The sequence below is a fragment of the Geothrix sp. 21YS21S-4 genome (assembly GCF_030845995.1).
In the GTDB taxonomy this organism is placed as follows: domain Bacteria; phylum Acidobacteriota; class Holophagae; order Holophagales; family Holophagaceae; genus Geothrix.
Window position 1 is genome coordinate 2,908,178 of sequence record NZ_CP132719.1, and the last position, 19,390, is coordinate 2,927,567.

Sequence of the window (19,390 nt, forward strand, 5' to 3'; positions counted from 1 at the left end):
AAGGGACGGCCCCCACTAAACCTTCTACGAACCCCCTCGTTGACATCTACGAAACATGTCGTATCTTTTCGGCATTCCTTCTCTGGAGCCCGATCCCATGCAGCCTTCCCCCAAGCCGACCGACGCTGAACTGGCCATCCTGCGGGTGCTGTGGGCCCGGGGGCCGAGCACGGTGCGGCAGGTGTTCGAGGTGCTGTCGGCGGAGCGGGAGCTGGGCTACACGACGGTCCTGAAGATGCTCCAGATCATGGATGAAAAGGGGCTGGTGCAGCGCGACGCGGCGGACCGGGTCCACATCTTTTCCGCCACGGAGACCCAGGTCCAGACCCAGCGGCATCTGCTCGACGACCTGCTGGACAAGGCGTTCGGGGGTTCGTCCCTCAGCCTGGTGATGCAGGCCCTCGCCACCCGCAAGGCCAGCCACGAGGAGCTGGCCGAGATCCGCAAAATGCTCGATCAGGCCGAAGGAGGTCCGCGATGACGTCCCTGCTGCCGTGGCTCCAGACTCCCTCGGCTCAGGCCCTGGGCTGGACCCTCCTTCATTTCCTGTGGCAGGGCGCCGCCCTGGGGCTGATGGCTTGGCTGGGAATGGCCCTGCTCCGGGGCGCCAGCGCGAAGGCCCGCTACGGCACCGCCTGCGCCTTCCTGGTGCTGATGGTCGCGGCGCCGGTGGCCACGTTCCTCTTCCTCCAGCGGCAGGTCCCGGCCGTTCCCGCGGCGCTGGAAGGAACTCTGGCAGCCGCGGCATCCGCGCCGCGGATCGACGCGCCGCTGAGCCTCCGGATCAAGGCCGCACTGGATCCCGCCCTCCCCTGGCTGCTGGGCGGCTGGGCGGCGGGCGTCCTGCTGCTGTCGGGGCGCTTCCTGGGCGGCTGGGCGCGGATCCAGCGGCTGCGGCGACGCAGCGCGTCCCCGGCGCCCGCGGAATGGCACTTGGTGCTGTCCCGCCTCTGCCGGGAGTTGAAGGTCTCGCGCACGGTGCGCCTGCTCCAGTCCGCGGCGGTGGAAGTGCCCACGGTCCTGGGCTGGCTGCGGCCCGTGATCCTGCTGCCGGCCTGCGCCCTCGCGGGACTGGCCCCGGCCCAGCTGGAGGCCATCCTCGCCCACGAATTGGCCCACATCCGCCGGGGCGACTTCGCCGTGAACCTGCTCCAGTCGCTGGTGGAAGTGCTGCTGTTCTACCACCCCGCCGTGTGGTGGCTGTCCGCCCGCATCCGCGCCGAGCGCGAGCTCTGCTGCGACGACGTGGCGGCAGCCCTCTGCGGCGATCCCCTGCTCCTGGCCCGTGCGCTCACCGACCTCGAGGCCCTGCGCGAGCCCGCGTCCCTTCCTTCCCATCGCCTGGCCCTGGCCGCCAACGGAGGCTCCCTCATGCACCGCGTCCGACACCTGCTCCAGCCTTCGCTCCCCGCCTCGGGCGGCGCGCGGGCCGCCGCCCTCGCGCTCCTCGCCGCCTCGCTTCTCGGGGCCGCGGGCGCCGTTCTCCAGGAGAAGGCCTCCGATTCCAAGTCTCAGCACAGCACGCGGCTGAAGGTCCTCGACGGCGACCGCCAGATGGACGTCCAGGTGAAGGGCGACGTCCGCCTGGACGCCACGGCCCGCGAGCCGGTGGCCGTGCCCGGCGACGGCAGCTTCCGCGTGGAGGAGAAGACCGGCGGGAAGACCCGCGCCTACAGCGCCTCCAAGGACAAGCGGACCTACACCGTGGACGGCCAGGAGAAGGAACTGGACGCCGAGGGCGAGGCCTGGCTGCGCGGCGCCGTGAAGGACACGGCCCAGGCCCAGACGGGCCGCGAAACCGCCCGCAAGCTGCGGATCCGCACCGCGGGGCTCGACGACCATACCCGCGACCTGGCCCGCCAGACCCGGGAGCTGGAGGCCCAGCTGCGCTCCATCCAGGCCAACCCGGATCTGAGCTCCGAAGCGCGCGCCCGCACTCAGGCGGACGTAGAGAAAGCGCGAATAGAGATCGAGAAGAACCGCGCCGAGCTGGAGAAGGCCCGCGCGGAGGTGGAAAAGCACCGCGCCGAGATCGATCGGGCCCGCGCCGAGGCTCGGAAGATCCGCGTGCAGGTGACGAACGAGGGCGACAGCGCCGAAACCGTGATCGTCCGCGACCGGGTCCACCCCAGGACCGGAACGGACAAGCGCCTCCAGGTCCTGCGGAAGCACGCCGCGGACAAGGACGGGGACGAGGACATCGATTTGGATCTCGACCTGGACCTCGATGTCGACCTGGACGAACTGGCGAACCTCCAGATCCCGCCCATCGCGCCCGTCCACCTCTCCAAGCTCCACGTCCAGCCGGACCCCCACGCGGAGATCCAGGCCCTGCAGTCCGCCATGAAGTCCCTCCAGAAGCGGCTCGACCAGCTCCAGGCGCGGGCGGCGGCCCAGCCCCGGCCCTTGAAGCCCCTCAAGCCGGCCACCCTCAAGAGCGTGCCGCCCCCCCCTGTCCCTCCGCCCGCCCCAGGCTCCCGGCCCGTTCCTCCCACCCCCCCGGCGCCGCCCGCGCCGCCGGTTCCCGAGGATTGAAGAGAACGGCGCGATCTTCGCCGGCGATCATCCCAGACACCAAGGGCACCAAGAATGGCGTAGGAGAACGACCTGCCCTTCTTGGTGCCTTTCCGTCTTGGTGGTGATCTTTTCCCTTTCTCAACCCTCGGTCCGGCGCACGCAGAATGATCAAGGCCGCTGATCTTCAGGCTTCCTTTTTTTGAACGCGAATCCGCCTCAGAGCGCCGCCAGGAAGGTCTCCACGCGCTCCCAGTCGCGGGTCACGGGAAAGGGCGGGAGGGCGGCGCGGACCTGGGCGGCGTAGCGCTTGCCCAGGCGGTCCTCGCTGGGGAGCATCAGGCGCGGGTCGAGGACGGCCACCACGCCGCGGTCGCCGCGGGTGCGGATCAGGCGGCCGATGCCCTGCTTCAGCTTCAGGGTCATCTGGGGCACCTGGATCCCGATGAATCCGAGCCCCTCCCGCTGGGCGTCCGCCTCGCGGATCCGCGCCTGGAGGACGGGATCATCCGGCGGCGCGAAGGGGAGCGCCGAGACCACCACCAGGGTGAGGGCGTCGCCGGGCAGGTCCACGCCCTGCCAGAAGCTGGCGAGGCCCAGCAGCGCCGCCGACGGCGTGGCCCGGAACCGCTCCAGGAGCTGGGTGCGCGAGAGGCCCTCGCCCTGCACGAAGAACGTGAACTGGGGCAGGGCCTCCTCCAGGCGCGGGCGGAAGGCGGCCAGCATCTTGCGGCTGGTGAACAGCAGCAGCGCCCGGCCGCGGCTGGCGCGCAGCATCCGCTCCATGGCGGCGAGGGAGGCCTCCACCCAGGCGGGATCGCCCACGCCTCCGCCGCCCGCGCGGCGCTCCGGCAGGCCCGGCGGGATGAACAGCAGCCCCTGGGCCTCGAAGTCGAAGGGGCTGTCCACGTGCTCGGCGACCTCCACCTCGGGCTTCGTCAGTCCCAGGCGCAGGCCCAGGCCGTTGAAGCCGCGGCCGTCCCGCAGCGTCGCGCTGGTGAGCACCACGCTCTCGAAGCCGCGCCGCACGTGCTGGTGGAAGAAGGGCCGCACGTCCACGGGGTTCGACTTGAAATGGACGAGGTGGGCGCCCTCGCGGCTGAGGGTGGAGACCCAGCCCTCGGGCTGGGCGAAGATCTGCTCCATGCGCGAGAAGGCCGTCCCCACGCGCTCCGCCAGGCGCATCCACAGCGGGTTCTCGGGATCGGCGCTCGCCAGCCGGCGAGTCTCCAGCCACAGCGGGTGGCCCGCCTCCACCCAGGCGCCCACGGCATCGGCCAGGGCCTTCATCTCGGGGCCCGGCGACAGCAGGGGGAGGACGCCACCCTCCAGCGGCACCCACGCGATGAGTTCCCCCCAGGCCCGCTCCCAGGGCTCCAGCAGGGCGAGCAATCCGGCACCGGAGCCCTTCGCCGCCTCGCGCAGGTCCGTGAACAGCAGGCTCATGGCGCGGCTGGACCAGGTCTCGGCGCAGCTCTCGGTGAGCTGCTCCTCCAGGTCGTGGGCCTCGTCCAGGATCAGCACCGGCGCGTCGGGGAGCACCTGGCCGAAGGCGGATTCCCGCAGCACGCGGTCCGCCAGGAGGAGGGCGTGGTTCACGATGATCAGGTCGGCCTCGGCCACTTCCGCCCGCAGCTTCGTGAGGAAGCAGTCCTCGAACCGCGGGCACTGGCGGCCGGTGCAACGCTCGGCGCGGGCGTTGATCTTGTCCCACAGGGGCGATTCGCCCTCGCCGAACCGGCCCAGGCCCTCCCGGTCGCCGTCCTGGGTCTCGCGGGTCCACCGCTGGAGCGCCAGCCACAGCTGCTGGTCCGCCCGGGTGAACTCCAGGTGGGGATCCGCCGCCACGGACTCCCAGGCGGTGCGGCACAGGTAGTTGGCGCGGCCCTTGGCCAGCACGGCCCGGACGGGCCGCCCGAGGATCCCGGCGGCGCGGGGGACGTCCTCTTCGAGCAACTGCCGTTGGAGCTGCTTGGTGCGCGTGGCCACCAGGACCGGATGGCGGCCGGCGGCCAACGCGGGCACCAGGTAGCCCAGGCTCTTGCCGGTGCCGGTGCCAGCTTCCACAGCCTGGATCACCGCGTTGGGCCGGGACTCGGGCTCGCCGCCCTGGTCGCGCCAGCCCTGGAAGCGGGCGGCGCCCTCCACCACGGCGTTGTGGACCAGTTCCGCCATCCGGCGCTGGCCGGGCCGGTCCTCCGCGCCGGGAAAGCACGCGAAGATCCGGCCCTCCGGCGGGGCGAAGAAGCGGTCCATGGGATGCGCCATTCCTCCAGTGTGGCGGAAAAAGAGCGAATGGCCTATTTGTGGTACTCCTTCCCGCGGAGGATCGTGAACGCGCGGTACAGCTGCTCCAGGAGCATCACGCGGCTGAGTTCGTGGGGGAAGGTGAGCGGCGACAGGCTGAGCTGCTCCCGGATCTCGCCCTTCAATCCCGGATCGAATCCGTGGCTGCTCCCCAGGGCGAAGGCCAGGCTGTCGCCGCGGTCCATCCGCTCGCCCAGCCACCGGGCGAGGGCCTCGCTGTCCCGGAGTTTTCCTTCCGGCGTCAGCAGCACGGGGCACTTCACGGCCTTCAGTTTCGGACGGAGGCGCTCGGCCTCCTCCTTCAACTGGCGGACCGGATCGCCCTTCCCTTCCGCCAGCTCCGTCACGTCCATCCGGGCATAGGGCCGGAGCATGTCCAGGTAGTGGCGTTCCAGGTCCCGACAGGGTTCCAGACGCAGGCGGCCGAAGGCAATGAGCCCGATGGGATACATGAGGACATTGTGAGCAATTCCCCTTGGCAGCGCAGCGGGATGGTTCCACCATCCTCTTCATCCCGATCATCCTGTCCGGAGGTAATTCCTATGCGACGTTCACTCATGCTGCCCCTCGCGAGTCTGATCCTCGTGCCCGCGTTCGTCGGGTGCGGCGGCAACGAGATTCCCACCACCGCCCCGGCCGCCGCCAAGGAGCCGGCCGACATCCTGTACCACCTGCAGTACATGGTCGTGCGCAAGGACTACAAGCACATCGCCACCATCGCCCCCATCACGCCCGACGTGGTCTACCCCTCCGCCATGCACTTCCACAAGCAGGCCAAGGAAATGGGCCTCACCCTGACGCCCGAGGAACTCAAGGGCCTGGGCGTCGAGCACCTGGCCGCCAAGCTGGACGACCTGCCGGGCGGGCCCACGGACGACTACCCGGTGAAGGACGCGCGCCTGGCCTTCAACGCCGGCATCTACCGCCTGCTGAAGGGCATCACCGAGAAGTCCTGGGGCAAGATGCAGCACATGGGCATCGTGGACAACAACGCCGGCCGCCAGTTCGGATCCAACGCGGTGGTGAAGGACATGGCCCTGGGCTTCGACGGGACCAAGGTCCTCACCGTGAGCTGCCTCAAGAAGCCCGACGGCACCTGGGGCGTCTCCTACCTGCGCTACGACGTGGCCCTCAAGAACCTGAAGCAGTAGCGACATTCTTTCCCTCCCGCCGCGGCCCCGGAAGACCCGGGGCCGCGCTGCGCCTGGGTTCCCCCCTTCGCGGTGGATTTTGGCGGGGGCGCCTGGGAAAATACCCAGTTGGTCCGGCGGGGGCGTCCCGAAGAAAGCCGGCCTGGGAGGATGCATGTCCAACAAGAACATCGTGCACGTGGTCGGCACGGGCACCATCGGGGAACCTCTGATCGGCCTGCTCACCGAGTACAAGAAGGAACTGGGCATCGACGAGGTCACGTTCCACAAGAACAGCGTCAGCGACCGCCCCAAGGTGAAGGCCCTCCTCAAGCGCGGCGCCAAGCTGGTGGTCGACGCCGACAAGGTGGACGGCTTCAAGGCCTGGGGAATCGAGCCCGCCATGCTGCACGACCAGGCCCTGGAAGAGGCCACCGCGGTCATCGACTGCAGCCCCAAGGGCATGGACATGAAGGAGCGCTTCTACACGAAGTACGAGCACAACACGAAGGGCTTCATCGCCCAGGGCAGCGAGTTCGGCTTCGGCACCATGTACGCCCGCGGGATCAACGACGACGTCCTGAAGCAGAGCGGCCAGTACGTGCAGGTCGTGAGCTGCAACACCCACAACCTCTCCTGCATCATCGACACCCTGGCCCTGGGCGACGGCGAGGACAACCTGCTCGAAGGCAGCTTCGTGTGCATGCGCCGCGCCAACGACATCAGCCAGGTGAAGGACTTCTGCCCGGCGCCCCAGGTGGGTACCCACAAGGACGGGAAGTTCGGCACCCATCACGCCCGCGACGCCTACCACCTGTTCCAGACCAAGGGCCTCGAACTCAACCTGTTCAGCAGCGCCGTCAAGCTGTCCACCCAGTACATGCACAGCCTGTGGTTCGACCTGCGCCTCAAGCGCCCCACCACGCTGGAGGCCCTCAAGACCCGCATCAAGGCCAACGACCGGATCGCCATCACCGAGAAGAAGGACGCCAACACCGTGTTCTCCTTCGGCCGCGACCAGGGCCACTTCGGCCGCATCCTCAACCAGACCGTGATCCCCCTCAGCACCCTCACCATGCCCAGCGAGACCCGCGTGGTGGGCTTCTGCTTCACGCCCCAGGACGGCAACAGCCTGCTGTCCAGCGTGGCCGCCGCCCTCCGCTTCATCCACCCCGAGGATTTCGAGGAGCGCATCCAGGTCCTGAAGCCCTACTTCTTCGACGAAGTGTAGCCGCCGGACGCCGACGAAAAGGGCCCGCGGCGCGGGCCCTTTTCATGGAACGCTAGGTTCATCGCAGGAACGCCCATGCACATCTCCGCCCAGTACACCCTGACCCCCGAGGAGGCCCTCCGGGGCGTCCGCGCCTTCAAGCGGGTCCGCTATCAGATCTCCGTGGGCGCGGGCCTCGCCCTGATCCTGCTGGGGCTCGGGGCATTTCTCTTCGCGCCGGGGCAGCGGGTTCCCGGTGGCTTCATGGTCCTCAACGGGCTGGTGTTCGCCCTGGTGCCCGAGGCGGTCCTCCGCCTCGCCCGGCGCCGGCGGGGCAGCGACGCCTACGCCCCCGTGGAGGTCCTGTTCGACGACGAGGGCCTGGCCCTCCGCACCGACGGCAGCGAGGGCGGCCTGCCCTGGTCCGCCTTCGCGAAGATCGACCGCCACAGCGGGTTCTGGCTCTTCCGCAGCGGCCCCTCCCAGGCCGTCCTCCTGCCCGATCGCGCCCTGGATTCCGCCGCCTCCGCGGAACTGGAGGCATTCCTCCGCGCCCGGAAGCTGATGAAGTGAAGGACCTCGCCCGACGCGTGGATGAGGTTGCCCGCGGGCTGGTGGGCGATCTGCTGATGCGGGACGACGTCACCCTCCGGATCACCGAAGTGGAGGCCTACGGCGGCGCCTGGGACAGCGCCAGCCACGCGCGGCACGGGCCCACGGCCCGCAACGCGCCCGTGTGGGGCCCGCCCGGCCGCGCCTACCTCTATTTCTGCTACGGCATGCACTGGATGCTGAACGTGGTGGCGGCGCCCGAGGGCGAAGCCTCCGCCGTGCTCATCCGCGGCGCCGAGGTGGTTGCCGGGCTGGACACCGTCCTCCAGCGGCGGAAGGCCGCCCACCCCTCGCCCCTGCTGTGCGCCGGCCCCGGCAAAGTGGCCCAGGCCCTGGCGCTGGACGGGACGTTCAGCGGTCACGACCTCCTCGCGCCCGGCGGCCTGGAGCTGCGCCCCGGTGCCCCGCCTGCGCTCCTCCTCGCGGGGCCGCGCCTGGGCATCGGGTTCGCCGCGCCGGAGGATCAGGCCCGCCCCTGGCGTTTCGCCGATGCGGCCAGCGGCGCCATCCTCCAGAAGAAGGCCCTGCGTCCCGAAACCCGATAGCCTCTTCCCGGAGGCCGCCATGCCCTATGTGAACATCCGCATCACCCGCGAAGGCGCCACTGTGGAGCAGAAGGCGCGGCTCATCGAAGGCGCCACCCGGCTGCTGGTGGATGTCCTGGGCAAGAATCCCCAGACCACCGTGGTCGTCATCGACGAAGTGGACACCGACAACTGGGGCGTCGGCGGCGAGACCGTCACCGCCCGGCGGAAGCAGGGGAAGTAGGGACATTGCGGTATACTTCCGGTCCGCCCGATTCGTCCCCTCGCGGGGGAACGAGACGGCGGCGCCGAGCGGGGTTCCACCGCCTCGGTGAGCACGGACCGCGAGGATGACCGGTTTCGACAGGTCCCGACCATGCGGGTCGCGAAACAAAGCCCGGGGGGCTTTGTGAAGCGGGACCCCGCAGGAAGGGAATCATGCCGGACAGGTTCCATTTGATCGGTAAGCACGGACCGAGGGGGTGACCGGTTTCGACAGGTCGTGACCCGGGTGTCCGGTGCAGGCGGGGGTTGGTCGGCTGGCCCCCTCATCAAGCCGCCCACATCAAACTGCCAACGATAACTTCGAACTGGCTCTCGCTGCCTAGGGCAACCTAGGTTCCGAGCGAGTCCCCGGGATCTCTGGGTACCGGGCTCGTTAAACCTCCGAAAGGGTGGCTTCGGCCTGCCGGACGGAGGCACCAGATAGGCCGCCGCGACGCCCCCTGACGACGGCCGAGATCAGGGAGCAAGCGTTCCGAGCGGCTCGTCCGCTCCCCGCCGGAACGCTTCAAGAGCGGACCAAGCCTGTGGAAGAGCCGCCATTCGGCATGTCTTGGACGTGGGTTCGACTCCCACCACCTCCACCAATTCGACTTCCAACGACATCCAAAATCGTTCAAAACGACACGAAAAATCAGCAATTTGCGCGATTTTCGAGTCCAGTGGAGTCCGACGAAGTTCATTGAAAGCCGGGGGCAACTGGGGGCAAGATTGGGGGCAACCACCGAGGTGCCCCCGGGAGTTGCCCCCATGCCCCTGACCGACGTCAAGATCCGCCAGGCCAAGCCAGGCCCAAAGCCCATCAAGCTCTCGGATGAGCGCGGGCTCTACCTGGAGGTGGCCCCCGGCGGGGGCAAATGGTGGCGCCTGAAATACCGCTTCGAGGGCAAGGAGAAGCGCCTATCCCTCGGCATCTACCCCGACGTGGGCCTCAAGGAGGCCCGGGAGCGCCGGGATGAGGCCCGGAAGCTGCTGGCCGACGGCGTGGACCCCAGCCTGCACCGCAAGGCCATCAGGCAGGCCCGTGAGGACGAGGCCGAAAATACCTTCGAGGTGGTGGCCCGCGAGTGGCACGCCAAGAACGCCCACACCTGGGTCGCCGAGCACCGCGATGGCCTTCTCCGGCGCCTCGACCGAGACATCTTCCCCTGGATCGGCAAACGGCCCGTTGGAGACATCACCGCTCCCGAGCTGCTGGCCGTCATCCGTCGTATCGAGGCCCGGGGGGCACTGGAGACTGCCCATCGGGCCCTGAGCACCTGCGGACAAGTCTTCCGCTACGCCATCGCCACAGGTCGCGCCCAGCGGGATGTCGCCGCCGATCTTCAGGGCGCCCTGCCGCGTCCCCAAGTGAAGCACCTGGCGTCCACCACGGACCCTGGGCGTCTTGGTGAGCTGCTTCGGACCGTCGACACCTACCAGGGAACCCTGGCCACCCGATGCGCTCTTCGCCTGGCGCCACTCACCTTTGTCCGCCCGGGAGAGCTGCGGACAGCCGAGTGGGCTGCCATGGACCTGGAGGCCGCCGAATGGCGTTTCCAGGCCAGCAAGGGGGGCCCCCCGCACATCGTGCCCCTCAGCACCCAGGCTATGGCCATCCTCAAGGAGCTTCAGCCCCTCACGGGAAAGGGGCGCTATGTCTTCCCCGGCGCCCGTAGCAGCGCCCGCCCCATGAGCGAGAACACCGTCAACGCCGCCCTCCGGCGCCTGGACATCCCAAAGGAAGAGCTTTGCGGTCACGGCTTCCGGGCCGCCGCCCGCACCATCCTGGACGAGGTGCTGGGCTTCCGCCCCGACATCATCGAGCACCAGCTCGCCCACAAGGTGAAGGACCCCAACGGCCGCGCTTACAACCGCACCGCTCACCTGCCCGAGCGCCGGAAGATGATGCAGCTGTGGGCCGACTATTTTGATCAGATCAAGGGGTAGTCGGGAGCTGCCGAGTGCTCGTCGGGGGTCACTCGAAGTCCTGGGGGGTGGCTTCACTCGTCACTGGCAAGACCCTCCTCAACGCTGGAAAACGCCTCCAGGGCAGCCTCCAAGTCCTCGACAATCTCGCGGGCGAGGACATCCGGGGCCGGGAGGTTCTCGCTGGCTTCGAGGTCCTCGTCCTTGATCCAGAAGAGATCCAGGTTGGCCTTGTCGCGAGCGAGGAGAGCCTCGCGGTCGAAGACCCGGAACCGCTCGCTCTCCTTACGCTTCTTGCGGTCTTTGGGCTGGTAGCAGGCCACGAAGTCCCGGAGGTGCTCTTCGCCCAGCGGGTTCTCCTTGAGCGTGAAGTGGAGGTTGGTGCGGAGGTCGTAGATCCACAGCTTCTCGGTCCACGGCTTGGCCGCGCCGGGTTTGCGGTCGAAGAAGAGCACATTCGCCTTCACTCCTTGGGCGTAGAAGATCCCGGTGGGCAGGCGCAGCAGGGTATGGACGTCGCACTCGTGGAGGAGCTTCCGCCGAATCGTCTCGCCCGCCCCGCCCTCGAACAGGACGTTGTCGGGCACCACCACCGCGGCCCGTCCGCTGCCGGGCTTGAGTATGGACTTCACATGCTGGAGGAAGTTCAGCTGCTTGTTGCTCGTGGTGGTCACGAAGTCGGCCCGCTCGTAGGTGAGGCTCTCCTTCTGGGCCTTCCCGTCCTCGCCCACCACGGTGATGCTGCTCTTCTTCCCGAAGGGCGGGTTCGTGAGCACCATGTCCACCAGCACGGAGGGCGGCGAGGCCAGGGAATCCCGCCCGCCCTCGATGAGGCTGTCCTCCCCGCCGATGCCGTGCAGGTGCAGATTCATAGCGCAGAGCCGGGCCACCTCGGTGGTGATGTCCGCGCCGCGGAATGCCCGTTCCCGAAGATGCCGGGCCTGGTCGGGCGTGAGGGGACCCTGGGCGGCCATGTGGTCGTGGGCCGCAATGAGGAAGCCGCCTGTGCCGCAGGCGGGGTCCGCCACGACGAGCCCGGGGTTGGGGTCCATCACCTCGACAATGGCCTTGATGAGGGGGCGCGGCGTGAAGTACTGGCCTGCGCCGCTCTTCACATCCCGAGCATTGCGCTCCAGCAGGCCCTCGTAGATCTCGCCCTTCACATCGGCGTCGAGGCCACTCCAGCTCTCGGCGTCGATGAGCATGACGAGGCGCTTCAGCTTGGCCGGATCCTGCAGCTTGTTCTGGGCCTTCCGGAAGATGGTGCCCAGCAGGCCCGGCTGGTGGCCCAGCTCCTGGAGGACCTTCCGGTAATGGTTCTCCAGGTCGTCTCCGTCCAGCCTCAGCAGGCTGGGCCAAGCCAGGGCCTTGGGAATGCGCGCCTCGACCTTCCTCCCCAGGGCGGCGTCCAGTTCCTCCCGTTCCTGGGCCATCTTGAGGAACAGCAGGTAGGTGAGCTGCTCCACGTAGTCGCCGTAGCTCACACCGTCGTCCCGGAGGACCGTGGCGAAGTTCCAGACTTTCTGCACGAGGGTTTGGGCGTTCATGGAGGCTTTCAGGCGTCAAACAGGCCGGATGATTGCGCAATGAAGAGGTGTTGTGAAAACAGCAACATGCACGAGCAGAATTGGTGAACGGGGGCAAAAGTGAGCAAAAGGGGGCATCCGAATGACGCCTATTGCGCAGGAAGGCCGAACTCACCCCACCGGGAACCTGGGAAGTAGCGCTTGCCGCCTTCTTCCCGCCGGAGCACGCCGTCCTGGACCAACTGGGCCAGCGCGCGGGTGGCGTATTGCCGGGAGACCTCGTAGACCGCCTGGTAGTCCAGGTTCTTGATGAACCCCTTGCTGTCCATGCGCTCCCGGAGGGCGGCGGCGGGCCCCTGGGGTTGCGGCGGCGGGCCCCCGGCCGCAGGCAGGGTGAGGCGCACCCGGTAGATCGCCCCTGCACCCGGATGGTCGGGGCCCTCCAGGTAGTCGGCCTCCACCAACTCGCGTAATTCTCGATACGCCTGATCCCGGTCCACCTGGTTGAGCGCCTGGTATTCCCCACTGCGGAAGCTCCCGCCTTCGTTCTTCACCAGGATCCGTTTCTGGCGGGTGCCGATGGGCAGTTGCCGCACGAAGGCCGCCCACTCGGGCCGCCCTGTCTCGAAGATGGGGGTGTTCCTGAGGGTGACAGTGAACAGGCCGTTCTCCTCCTTGAACTCCGGGAGGGGCAGCCAGGACTGTTCCATCTCCTCGTGGATTCGAGGGACGCCTTCCCCCCGTTCCCGCATGAGGCCCAGCTCGGCGAGGATCCGCGCCATGCGGGGGTTCCGACTGGCATGGACCTCCCGGCGCTTCTGCAGATCATCGATCGTGAGCGACGGGAGAAGCGTGCCGGGGCTGATGACTTCCAGGCGGTCCTGGTAGAGCCACACCTCCGTTCCACGGGCCTGCTGGCGGTAGTCTCGGTGGCCGGCGGCGTTCACCAGAGCCTCCTGCCAGGCGAAGGTGGGGTATTTCGGCATCTCGCGGAAGAAGAGGTCGTGCAGCTTCTCCGAGAACCCGATCAACTGGCCCAGACGTTCGTAGGCCCGCTCGAGGACCACAGGCAGGGCACCCTCCAGGCGGGGCTTGATCTCCTCCACGTTGCTGTGGGGGCCGCTCTGCCGTTCCCGCCCCTCCACCCGGAAGACGCGGAACCCCGCATTGGGGTGTTGCTGGAGGGAGGCGCTCTTGGCAAAGAGGAGCAGGGCGGCGCGCCGAAGCACCAGGTCGGCCCCTCGACGCTCGGCCAGGCGGCGCTCGATCAGGTAGTCCTGGGGGTCCTCGCCATCCAGCCCGGCCGCCAGCGCGGCGCGGCGGAGCAGGTCGAGGTCGAGATCCTCCAGGCGCGCCTCGGGCAGCAGGTCCACCTCGGCGCTTTCAATCTGGCCCTGGCGCTTGACGGCGTTGATGGCCTCCTCCGAATCCTGGATGACGAGGTCGTCCACGCGCCGGGGGTAGCCATCTCCTTCGACCCGCACGGCCTTGGGTGCAGAGCCCCAGGAGAAGACTAGAACCTCCACGTCTCCGATGCGCTGGCGCCAGCCCTCGGCCTGAGGAGGCACAAGGCGGCGGGCGGGTACCTTGAGCATCTCCTCAACGGCCTCCGAGGGGTATCCGTGGCCCGCCAGGCTACCGTCGTCCTCCATGCCCAGGATCAGCACGCCCCCATCCGCATTGGCGAAGGCAGCGGCATATTCCGCGATCTGGTCGCGCACCTCCTTGCGTTCCCGGGGGATCTTCCGTCCTTCGGGGCCATGCCAGAGCGATTTCCGCTCGAAGTATTGCCCCTCTTCCTGGCCCTGGTAAGTGGCGAGGTCCAAGTGACGGCTGGTCATGCGGAACCTCCCGAGGCAAGGGGTGCGGCCTTCCAGGGTCGCCCGCGGCGGCGTGGGGCCTGCGGTTCGGCGGGCGCGGCCTTCGGGGGGCGGCCCCGGCGGCGGGAGGCGGGGGTGTCGGGGGCAGCGGCCTTCAGGCGGGCCAGGAGAGTCTCGGCAGACTCGTCGTTCGGATTCTGGGGCACCAGCTCGCCGCGGAAGGTGCGTTCGAGGATGGACTGGCGCAGGAGCTCGGCGCGGCGAAGGTTGGCCTGGAGGGTGGCGTCCAGGGCGTCCGCGGCCGAAAGTCGACGGTCGAGTTCGGCGAGGAGCGCCTCCCTCTCTTCGGTTGGAGGAAGGGGGATCGGGATGGTTACCAACTTCGCCTGCGAAATGTTCCTCATGGATAGCTGATTGCCCGACGCCCGGGCTTCGAGTTCATCGCGGCCCGCGCGAGACCTCAAGAAGGTGAGGGTCCATGGTTTGAGGGACTCATCGGCGAAGTGAAGCCGGAGCACCTTGTCACTCAACATGATGTCTCTGGTCGTCCTGTGGACGATGACACACGCCCCTACCAGTTCCAGGGTGTTGGCTCGGCTGATCAGGAAGTCGCCAGGATGAATGAACAGCCGTGGGTTAACAAGATCCTTCCGGGGCACAGTCTTGCTCTCGAGTTCGTCATAGGCGCCCCAGGTGACGGCACTGATCTTGAGGATGCCGACCTCTCCCCCTTCGGGAGGTCTGCCCTTGGCGGCGAAGTTCTTGCCGGCCTCGATGTCAGTCAATAACGCCCCGAACGTTGTACTCGTCCATCCCTCAGGCAGATCACCAAGCTTCCCAAGCTTAAGGTCGTGGCCCTGCGCCTCGCGCCACTCCCGCGTCAGCTCGCCGGTGACGGCGGCTTGGAGGAGGGCCTGGCGGTAGCGGGTGAGGCGGCGCTGGGCGCGGCGCAGGGGGGCCACCCCGGCGTCCAGCTCGCTGAACAACTCCTCCAGCTTGGTCACGATGCGGTGCTGCTCGGCGAGTGGGGGGACTGGAACAGGGATTGTAGACAGGTTACCCCTAGAGATGCGCTTTCGAGTTGAACCCGACTGGAGGCCAGCAATCGCCACCCTAAATGGGGAAGCATTGATGAACGCGGACAACCACCTGTGGCTGAACTCAGCTCTGCCGGACCTGACAATGCAGACATCCACAACTGTCACACATGGCCTGACATCACCAGGGAACACGCATGCTCGCCCGAGAGGATCTGGCATGCGGGCGACCAGAACATCTCCTGGCTCAAGGAAGGTGCAGCGAAGTGCGTGTGCCTTATCCCTAGTGAGGAATCGTTCGGACCTATCGCGAAAGTGACCGTCGCCAATGTCAGCAAGCTGGACTAAGCGGACTTCTCCCTCTGGATCTTGGTCCTTGCTTTCAACCCAGTCCCCATCGACGAATACCCCATCGGGGCCCGTGAGCATTGGAATAGTTGCCCACGCCCATCCATTTGGCAGTGGGTAGTCTCCAAGATTGCTCATGCCACCAACACCTCATTCAGCTCCTCCAGGATGGCACGCAGGGCGGGGCCGAAGAGCTGGACGGCTCGGGCGGGGCCGCCCTTCTGGGCGAAGGGGGCCTGGTCCAGGTCCTCCACCTGGATGGCGCTGGCGGCCTGGATGCGCTCCTTGAAGAGGGCGAGCCAATCCAGCTGGGTGGAGGTGAAGGGCTGGCCGCTCTGCTGGTGCTGGGCCAGCCATGCACTGAAGCGGCGCTCGGCTTCGTCGCGGAAGGGCTCCAGCTCGGGCCGGTCGCCCAGGGCGAAGCGCACGAGGGAGATGAGGTCCGTCAGCAGGCGCTGGCTCCCCGCGCCCTTCACGCGGCCGGCCTCCAGGCGGGCGTAGGCGCTCCACAGCAGGTCTGGCGCCAGGGGCGGCTTGCCGCGGCCCAGGGCCTCCGCCAGCTCCTTCACGGCCTGGAAGGTGAGATGCCGATCCTTGTGGCGGTGCTGGTAGAGCACCTGCAGGGCCAGCAGCTCATCCTGGTGCGCCTCCATGAAGGTCTTGAAGCTGGTGATGAGCCCCTTGGCCTTCTCCACGTCGAAGCCGGCGTAGAGCACCTGGTCGCGGCTCACATGGTCGATGACCTGCTCCAGCTCGCGGGTGAGGTTGACTAGGCGTTCCCGCAGGGCGGGGCGCTGGAAGGGCTTGGCGGCTTCGTCGGCCATGGCCGTGCGGGCGGCCTGGAACTGGGCATCCGTGGGCTCGGCGCCGTTGGCGAGGCTGAACTGGGCCCGGGCGCGGGCCTGCACCTTGTCGGGGTCACAGGCGTCCAGCAGGCGGTTGGCCAGGAGCTTCAGGCCGGGACCCTTGCCGTTCTCGGCGCTCACTGGGGGCACCTGGGCGGCCTGTTCGGGGGTGGCGCGGCGGTCGAGGCGGGCCAGCCGCCCCGCGAGGGTCGCCAGGGTGTCGACAGAGCGGTCGCCCTGGGCCACGTGCAGGAGGAGCTGCTCCAGGGGCACAGTGGGTTCCCGCTCCAGGGGGCGGGTGTCGGTCTTGTCCGTCTCGGTGACGCCCACGGCATCCACCAGGACGAAGTGGGTCTTGGCGGGGGCGTCGGCGGTGACGCTGTGCAGTTCGTCCGGGCTGAGGACGCGGGTGGCGCGCCCCTTCATCTGCTCGTAGTAGAGCTGGCTCCGCACGTCCCGCATGAAGAGCAGGCATTCCAGGGGACGCACGTCGGTGCCGGTGGCGATCATGTCCACGGTGACGGCCATGCGGGGATAGAAGCTGTTCCGGAACTCGGCCAGCAGCGTGTCGGGATCCTCGCCGGAGAGCTTGGAGCGGTAGGTGATCTTCTTGCAGAAGGCGTCGCCCTCCCCGAAGACCTCCCGGGCCATGAGGACGATGTCCTCGGCGTGGTTGTCGTCCTTGGCGAAGACGAGGGTCTTCGGGACGAGGGCCCGACCCGGGAAGAGGTCCGTGAAGAGCTTCTCCTTGAACGTGGCCAGGACGGTGCGGATCTGATCCTTGGCGACGATGGAGCGGTCTAGGGCCCCAGCCTCGTAGGGCAGGTCGTCCTTGAGCTGCTCCCACCGCTTCTGGCGGGTGAGGCGGTCCCGGCGGTCCACCACGGTGCCGGCCTGGACCTTGGCGCCCTGCTCGGTGATCTTGGTGCGGATGCAGTAAATCTCGAAGCCCACGTTCACGCCGTCCACCACGGCCCGCTCGTGGGGATATTCGCTCACGAGGTTCTGGTTGAAGAAGCCGAGGGTGTGGGCGCTGGGCGTGGCGGTGAGCCCCAGCAGGAAGGCGTCGAAGTATTCGAGCACCTGCCGCCAGAGGTTGTAGATGGAGCGGTGGCACTCGTCCACGATGATGAGGTCGAAGGCGTCGATGGGGATGGCCGGGTTGAAGGTGACATCCCGGGGCTGCTGGTTTCGGACATCGGCCTCGAAGCCGCTGTGCTCCTCGGCCTCGTCATCCGGCCCCTCCTCGCCCCGCAGGCTAGCGTAGAGGCGCTGGATGGTGGTGATGACCACCTTGGCAGCCGGGTCCAGGGCGCCGTGAGTGAGGTGCTGGACGGGATACAGCTCGGTGAACTTCCGGCCATCACGGGGTACCACGAACTGCTCGAATTCGTTCTTGGCCTGCCGGCCCAGGTTGCGCCGGTCCACCAGGAAGAGGATCTTCTTCGCCCGGGCGAACTTGGCCAGCCGGTAGCAGAGGGTGACGGCGGTGTAGGTCTTGCCGCTCCCCGTGGCCATCTGGAGCAGGGCCCGGGGCTTGTTCTGCTTGAGGCTCGCCTCGGCGCCGCGGATGGCCTCCACCTGGCAGGCGCGCAGATTCGTGAGGTCCAGGTCAGGCAGATCCTGAAGGCGCCCGCGGAAGGTGGTGGGTTCCAGGATCAGCTCCTTCAGCCCCTGGGGCGTGTGGAAGGTGAGGAGGCTCCGGGAGCGGTGGTTCGGGTCGCGGGTGTCGCAGAAGTAGGTCTCGACCCCCGTGCTCTCGTAGAGGAAGGGCGGCTCGGGGCACCACCTCTGGAGGTGGTCCGGCAGGTTGGCCTGGTAGCGGGCGGCCTGGTCGGCCACGCCGCTGAGTGTGGTTCCCTCCGCCTTGGCCTCGATGATGCCGGCCACCTTACCCTCGATGAACAGCACGTAGTCCGCGGGCCCGGTCTTCCCCGGGAATTCCCGCACCACCACGCCTGGGGCCGCGCCGAGGTCGATCGCCTTCGCGTTCTGGATCACCCAGCCTGCTGCCTCCAGCTGGGCGTCGATGTTCTCTCGGGCCAGGGCTTCAGGGGTCATGGTGGTATTAACCAGGGATGCTGCTCGTCGCAAATGCGTGGAGAGACTCAGTATTATCCATGAGCTTGTCGGTTATTTGCGACCTAAAATGCACGGAGCCCCCCCTTGGCGAGTCGATCTCGATCCCACGGATTCAAGCCCATGCCCCAGCCGGTTGAAATCCATTCGCAGATGATTCAGCGCCAGCTTGAAACCGCTCAAATCCGCGAGTCCCGCCGAAATGGGAATCGTCGAGGGGATGCGGATCGCGAGGCCATCCTTGAAGCCATGTCCCACCTGGAGCGCCTCCGACCGGTCTACCGCGAGGCCCTAGCCGAACAAGCCCACTCGGTTCGAGTCAAGCAGATTGCCGACGACCTCGCGGGCCTCGAAGCCCTGCTCCGCGAGTTCGGGGGCCAGCCCTTGACCGAGCCGCTGCAGGAGAGGGTTCGGACGCGGATCCGAACTTGGCACTACGAGACGCGCCGATGGGTCCAGGACCTGCCCCATCAGCCGTGCCTCGATAGGCTCCCTGGACGGGAGGGCGAAGCCTCGACGGAGCGCAGGGCCCGGGTCGAGCGGCTGTGGCTCCAGGCCGGCGGAGCCTGGTTCGGCGCGCCACCGCTGACCTCCCGCAACCAGACGAGCGACCCACCTCGTCAGCTACGCCTCCAGGGTCTGCCCCAGGCCCTGGTCCCGGACCCGCTTCGCTCCAGTGAGGCCAACGACGCCGCGCAGGGTCCATCTCGTGGGATCTGCCGTCCCGGTCCCCTGGCCGAGCTGATGACGCTGGCCCGTGAGGCGCTGGAGGTGGAGATCGGCGGCCCGAACCTTGGCGGCCATGCCCCGTTCGAGCAGCGCCGTCGGAGGGCCTCGCTGAAGGACGCCTTTGCCTTCACCTGCCTGCGCATCTACGAGAAGGCCGTCGGGCCCAAAACGGCTCGGCAGGGAGATGCTCTGCGGCGAGATCTGAACGAGGTTTCTTTCGATCATTTCGTGGCCTTGGTTCATCGCTGGGTGGCGGGGCCTGAGGCGCCAGTCAGCTGGGAACCCGGGGTTGGCCCCATCCGCAAGGCCATCGCGACCCAGCGGGCCTGGCAGAAGCTGTTGAAGATGGCCAAGTGCAAAGACGAAGACACATTCAATGCACTGCCGCTGGAAGACCAGAAGGCCGCCGCCAGGAAGTTGCCGGAAAAGGTGCGTATGCGCCTGACACCTCCAGCCCCGCCCCTGATCTAGGGATCAAAAGGTTGAGGTAGGTCGAAAAATCGAACCCCGAAGAGGCTA

At 67.8% G+C, this 19,390-nt stretch carries 15 protein-coding genes and 1 other RNA gene; 10 read left to right on the plus strand and 6 right to left on the minus strand.

Annotated features, from left to right (window positions below):
* The first annotated feature begins 97 nt into the window (after positions 1-97).
* Positions 98-481, plus strand: coding sequence for a BlaI/MecI/CopY family transcriptional regulator (locus RAH39_RS13260; protein ID WP_306590604.1), 384 nt, complete (start codon positions 98-100; stop codon positions 479-481).
* Positions 478-2,535 carry a M56 family metallopeptidase gene (locus RAH39_RS13265; RefSeq protein WP_306590605.1) on the plus strand — a complete coding sequence of 686 codons (2,058 nt, stop codon included), beginning with the start codon at positions 478-480 and terminating at the stop codon, positions 2,533-2,535. The genes RAH39_RS13260 and RAH39_RS13265 overlap by 4 nt, the downstream gene beginning before the upstream one ends.
* Positions 2,536-2,733: 198 nt before the next feature.
* On the opposite strand, the gene RAH39_RS13270 is transcribed toward RAH39_RS13265, so the two are convergent.
* Together RAH39_RS13270 and RAH39_RS13275 are read right to left on the minus strand one after the other, a co-directional pair.
* Positions 2,734-4,782: an ATP-dependent DNA helicase gene (locus RAH39_RS13270; RefSeq protein WP_306590606.1), complete on the minus strand. Its 2,049-nt coding sequence runs from the start codon at positions 4,780-4,782 to the stop codon at positions 2,734-2,736.
* A gap of 32 nt (positions 4,783-4,814) precedes the next feature.
* Entirely contained in the window at positions 4,815-5,273 is a 459-nt protein-coding gene (locus tag RAH39_RS13275; protein ID WP_306590607.1) for a 23S rRNA (pseudouridine(1915)-N(3))-methyltransferase RlmH, read from the minus strand.
* Positions 5,274-5,363: 90 nt separating this feature from the next.
* Here RAH39_RS13275 and RAH39_RS13280 point away from each other — a divergent pair, with 90 nt between their 5' ends.
* The 7 genes from RAH39_RS13280 to RAH39_RS13310 all read left to right on the plus strand — a co-directional run bounded on the left by RAH39_RS13280 (position 5,364) and on the right by RAH39_RS13310 (position 10,508).
* Positions 5,364-5,972: a hypothetical protein gene (locus RAH39_RS13280; protein ID WP_306590608.1), complete on the plus strand. Its 609-nt coding sequence runs from the start codon at positions 5,364-5,366 to the stop codon at positions 5,970-5,972.
* Positions 5,973-6,126: 154 nt separating this feature from the next.
* Positions 6,127-7,182 carry a hypothetical protein gene (locus RAH39_RS13285; RefSeq protein WP_306590609.1) on the plus strand — a complete coding sequence of 352 codons (1,056 nt, stop codon included), beginning with the start codon at positions 6,127-6,129 and terminating at the stop codon, positions 7,180-7,182.
* A gap of 75 nt (positions 7,183-7,257) precedes the next feature.
* Positions 7,258-7,734: a YcxB family protein gene (locus RAH39_RS13290; protein ID WP_306590610.1), complete on the plus strand. Its 477-nt coding sequence runs from the start codon at positions 7,258-7,260 to the stop codon at positions 7,732-7,734.
* The gene (locus RAH39_RS13295) at positions 7,731-8,318 is read left to right on the plus strand and encodes a DNA-3-methyladenine glycosylase (protein ID WP_373467331.1); all 588 of its coding nucleotides are present in this window, start codon (positions 7,731-7,733) and stop codon (positions 8,316-8,318) included. Before RAH39_RS13290 ends, RAH39_RS13295 begins: the two co-directional genes overlap by 4 nt.
* Positions 8,319-8,337: 19 nt before the next feature.
* Positions 8,338-8,541 carry a tautomerase family protein gene (locus tag RAH39_RS13300; RefSeq protein ID WP_306590612.1) on the plus strand — a complete coding sequence of 68 codons (204 nt, stop codon included), beginning with the start codon at positions 8,338-8,340 and terminating at the stop codon, positions 8,539-8,541.
* Between the two features lie 234 nt (positions 8,542-8,775).
* Positions 8,776-9,166, plus strand: a transfer-messenger RNA (tmRNA) gene (gene ssrA, locus RAH39_RS13305).
* Positions 9,167-9,329: 163 nt separating this feature from the next.
* The gene (locus RAH39_RS13310) at positions 9,330-10,508 is read left to right on the plus strand and encodes a tyrosine-type recombinase/integrase (protein ID WP_306590613.1); all 1,179 of its coding nucleotides are present in this window, start codon (positions 9,330-9,332) and stop codon (positions 10,506-10,508) included.
* A 53-nt stretch (positions 10,509-10,561) separates the two neighbouring features.
* On the opposite strand, the gene RAH39_RS13315 is transcribed toward RAH39_RS13310, so the two are convergent.
* The 4 genes from RAH39_RS13315 to RAH39_RS13330 form a co-directional block, all read right to left on the minus strand.
* A complete protein-coding gene (locus tag RAH39_RS13315) occupies positions 10,562-12,034 on the minus strand; it encodes a type I restriction-modification system subunit M (RefSeq protein WP_306590614.1) in 1,473 nt (490 codons plus the stop codon).
* A gap of 128 nt (positions 12,035-12,162) precedes the next feature.
* On the minus strand, positions 12,163-13,854 hold the full coding sequence (locus RAH39_RS13320; RefSeq protein WP_306590615.1) for an ATP-binding protein: 1,692 nt from the start codon (positions 13,852-13,854) through the stop codon (positions 12,163-12,165).
* Positions 13,851-15,356, minus strand: a complete 1,506-nt coding sequence (locus tag RAH39_RS13325) for a restriction endonuclease subunit S (RefSeq protein WP_306590616.1) — start codon at positions 15,354-15,356, stop codon at positions 13,851-13,853. Before RAH39_RS13325 ends, RAH39_RS13320 begins: the two co-directional genes overlap by 4 nt.
* Positions 15,353-18,124 (minus strand): type I restriction endonuclease subunit R, encoded by a 2,772-nt coding sequence (locus RAH39_RS13330; RefSeq protein ID WP_306590617.1) that lies wholly within the window; start codon positions 18,122-18,124, stop codon positions 15,353-15,355. Before RAH39_RS13330 ends, RAH39_RS13325 begins: the two co-directional genes overlap by 4 nt.
* Positions 18,125-18,265: 141 nt before the next feature.
* On the opposite strand from RAH39_RS13330, the gene RAH39_RS13335 reads away from it, so the two are divergent.
* Positions 18,266-19,342: a hypothetical protein gene (locus RAH39_RS13335; RefSeq protein ID WP_306590618.1), complete on the plus strand. Its 1,077-nt coding sequence runs from the start codon at positions 18,266-18,268 to the stop codon at positions 19,340-19,342.
* Positions 19,343-19,390 lie beyond the last annotated feature (48 nt).

Bases quoted from the DNA above. Each gene is read 5' to 3' on its own strand.
- RAH39_RS13335 (WP_306590618.1), top strand. From the start codon at position 18,266: ATGCCCCAGCCGGTTGAAATCCATTCGCAGATGATTCAGCGCCAGCTT.
- RAH39_RS13315 (WP_306590614.1), bottom strand. From the start codon at position 12,034: ATGAACGCCCAAACCCTCGTGCAGAAAGTCTGGAACTTCGCCACGGTC.
- RAH39_RS13290 (WP_306590610.1), top strand. From the start codon at position 7,258: ATGCACATCTCCGCCCAGTACACCCTGACCCCCGAGGAGGCCCTCCGG.
- RAH39_RS13320 (WP_306590615.1), bottom strand. From the start codon at position 13,854: ATGACCAGCCGTCACTTGGACCTCGCCACTTACCAGGGCCAGGAAGAG.
- RAH39_RS13260 (WP_306590604.1), top strand. From the start codon at position 98: ATGCAGCCTTCCCCCAAGCCGACCGACGCTGAACTGGCCATCCTGCGG.
- RAH39_RS13325 (WP_306590616.1), bottom strand. From the start codon at position 15,356: ATGAGCAATCTTGGAGACTACCCACTGCCAAATGGATGGGCGTGGGCA.
- RAH39_RS13265 (WP_306590605.1), top strand. From the start codon at position 478: ATGACGTCCCTGCTGCCGTGGCTCCAGACTCCCTCGGCTCAGGCCCTG.
- RAH39_RS13310 (WP_306590613.1), top strand. From the start codon at position 9,330: ATGCCCCTGACCGACGTCAAGATCCGCCAGGCCAAGCCAGGCCCAAAG.
- RAH39_RS13300 (WP_306590612.1), top strand. From the start codon at position 8,338: ATGCCCTATGTGAACATCCGCATCACCCGCGAAGGCGCCACTGTGGAG.
- RAH39_RS13280 (WP_306590608.1), top strand. From the start codon at position 5,364: ATGCGACGTTCACTCATGCTGCCCCTCGCGAGTCTGATCCTCGTGCCC.
- RAH39_RS13285 (WP_306590609.1), top strand. From the start codon at position 6,127: ATGTCCAACAAGAACATCGTGCACGTGGTCGGCACGGGCACCATCGGG.
- RAH39_RS13270 (WP_306590606.1), bottom strand. From the start codon at position 4,782: ATGGCGCATCCCATGGACCGCTTCTTCGCCCCGCCGGAGGGCCGGATC.
- RAH39_RS13275 (WP_306590607.1), bottom strand. From the start codon at position 5,273: ATGTATCCCATCGGGCTCATTGCCTTCGGCCGCCTGCGTCTGGAACCC.
- RAH39_RS13330 (WP_306590617.1), bottom strand. From the start codon at position 18,124: ATGACCCCTGAAGCCCTGGCCCGAGAGAACATCGACGCCCAGCTGGAG.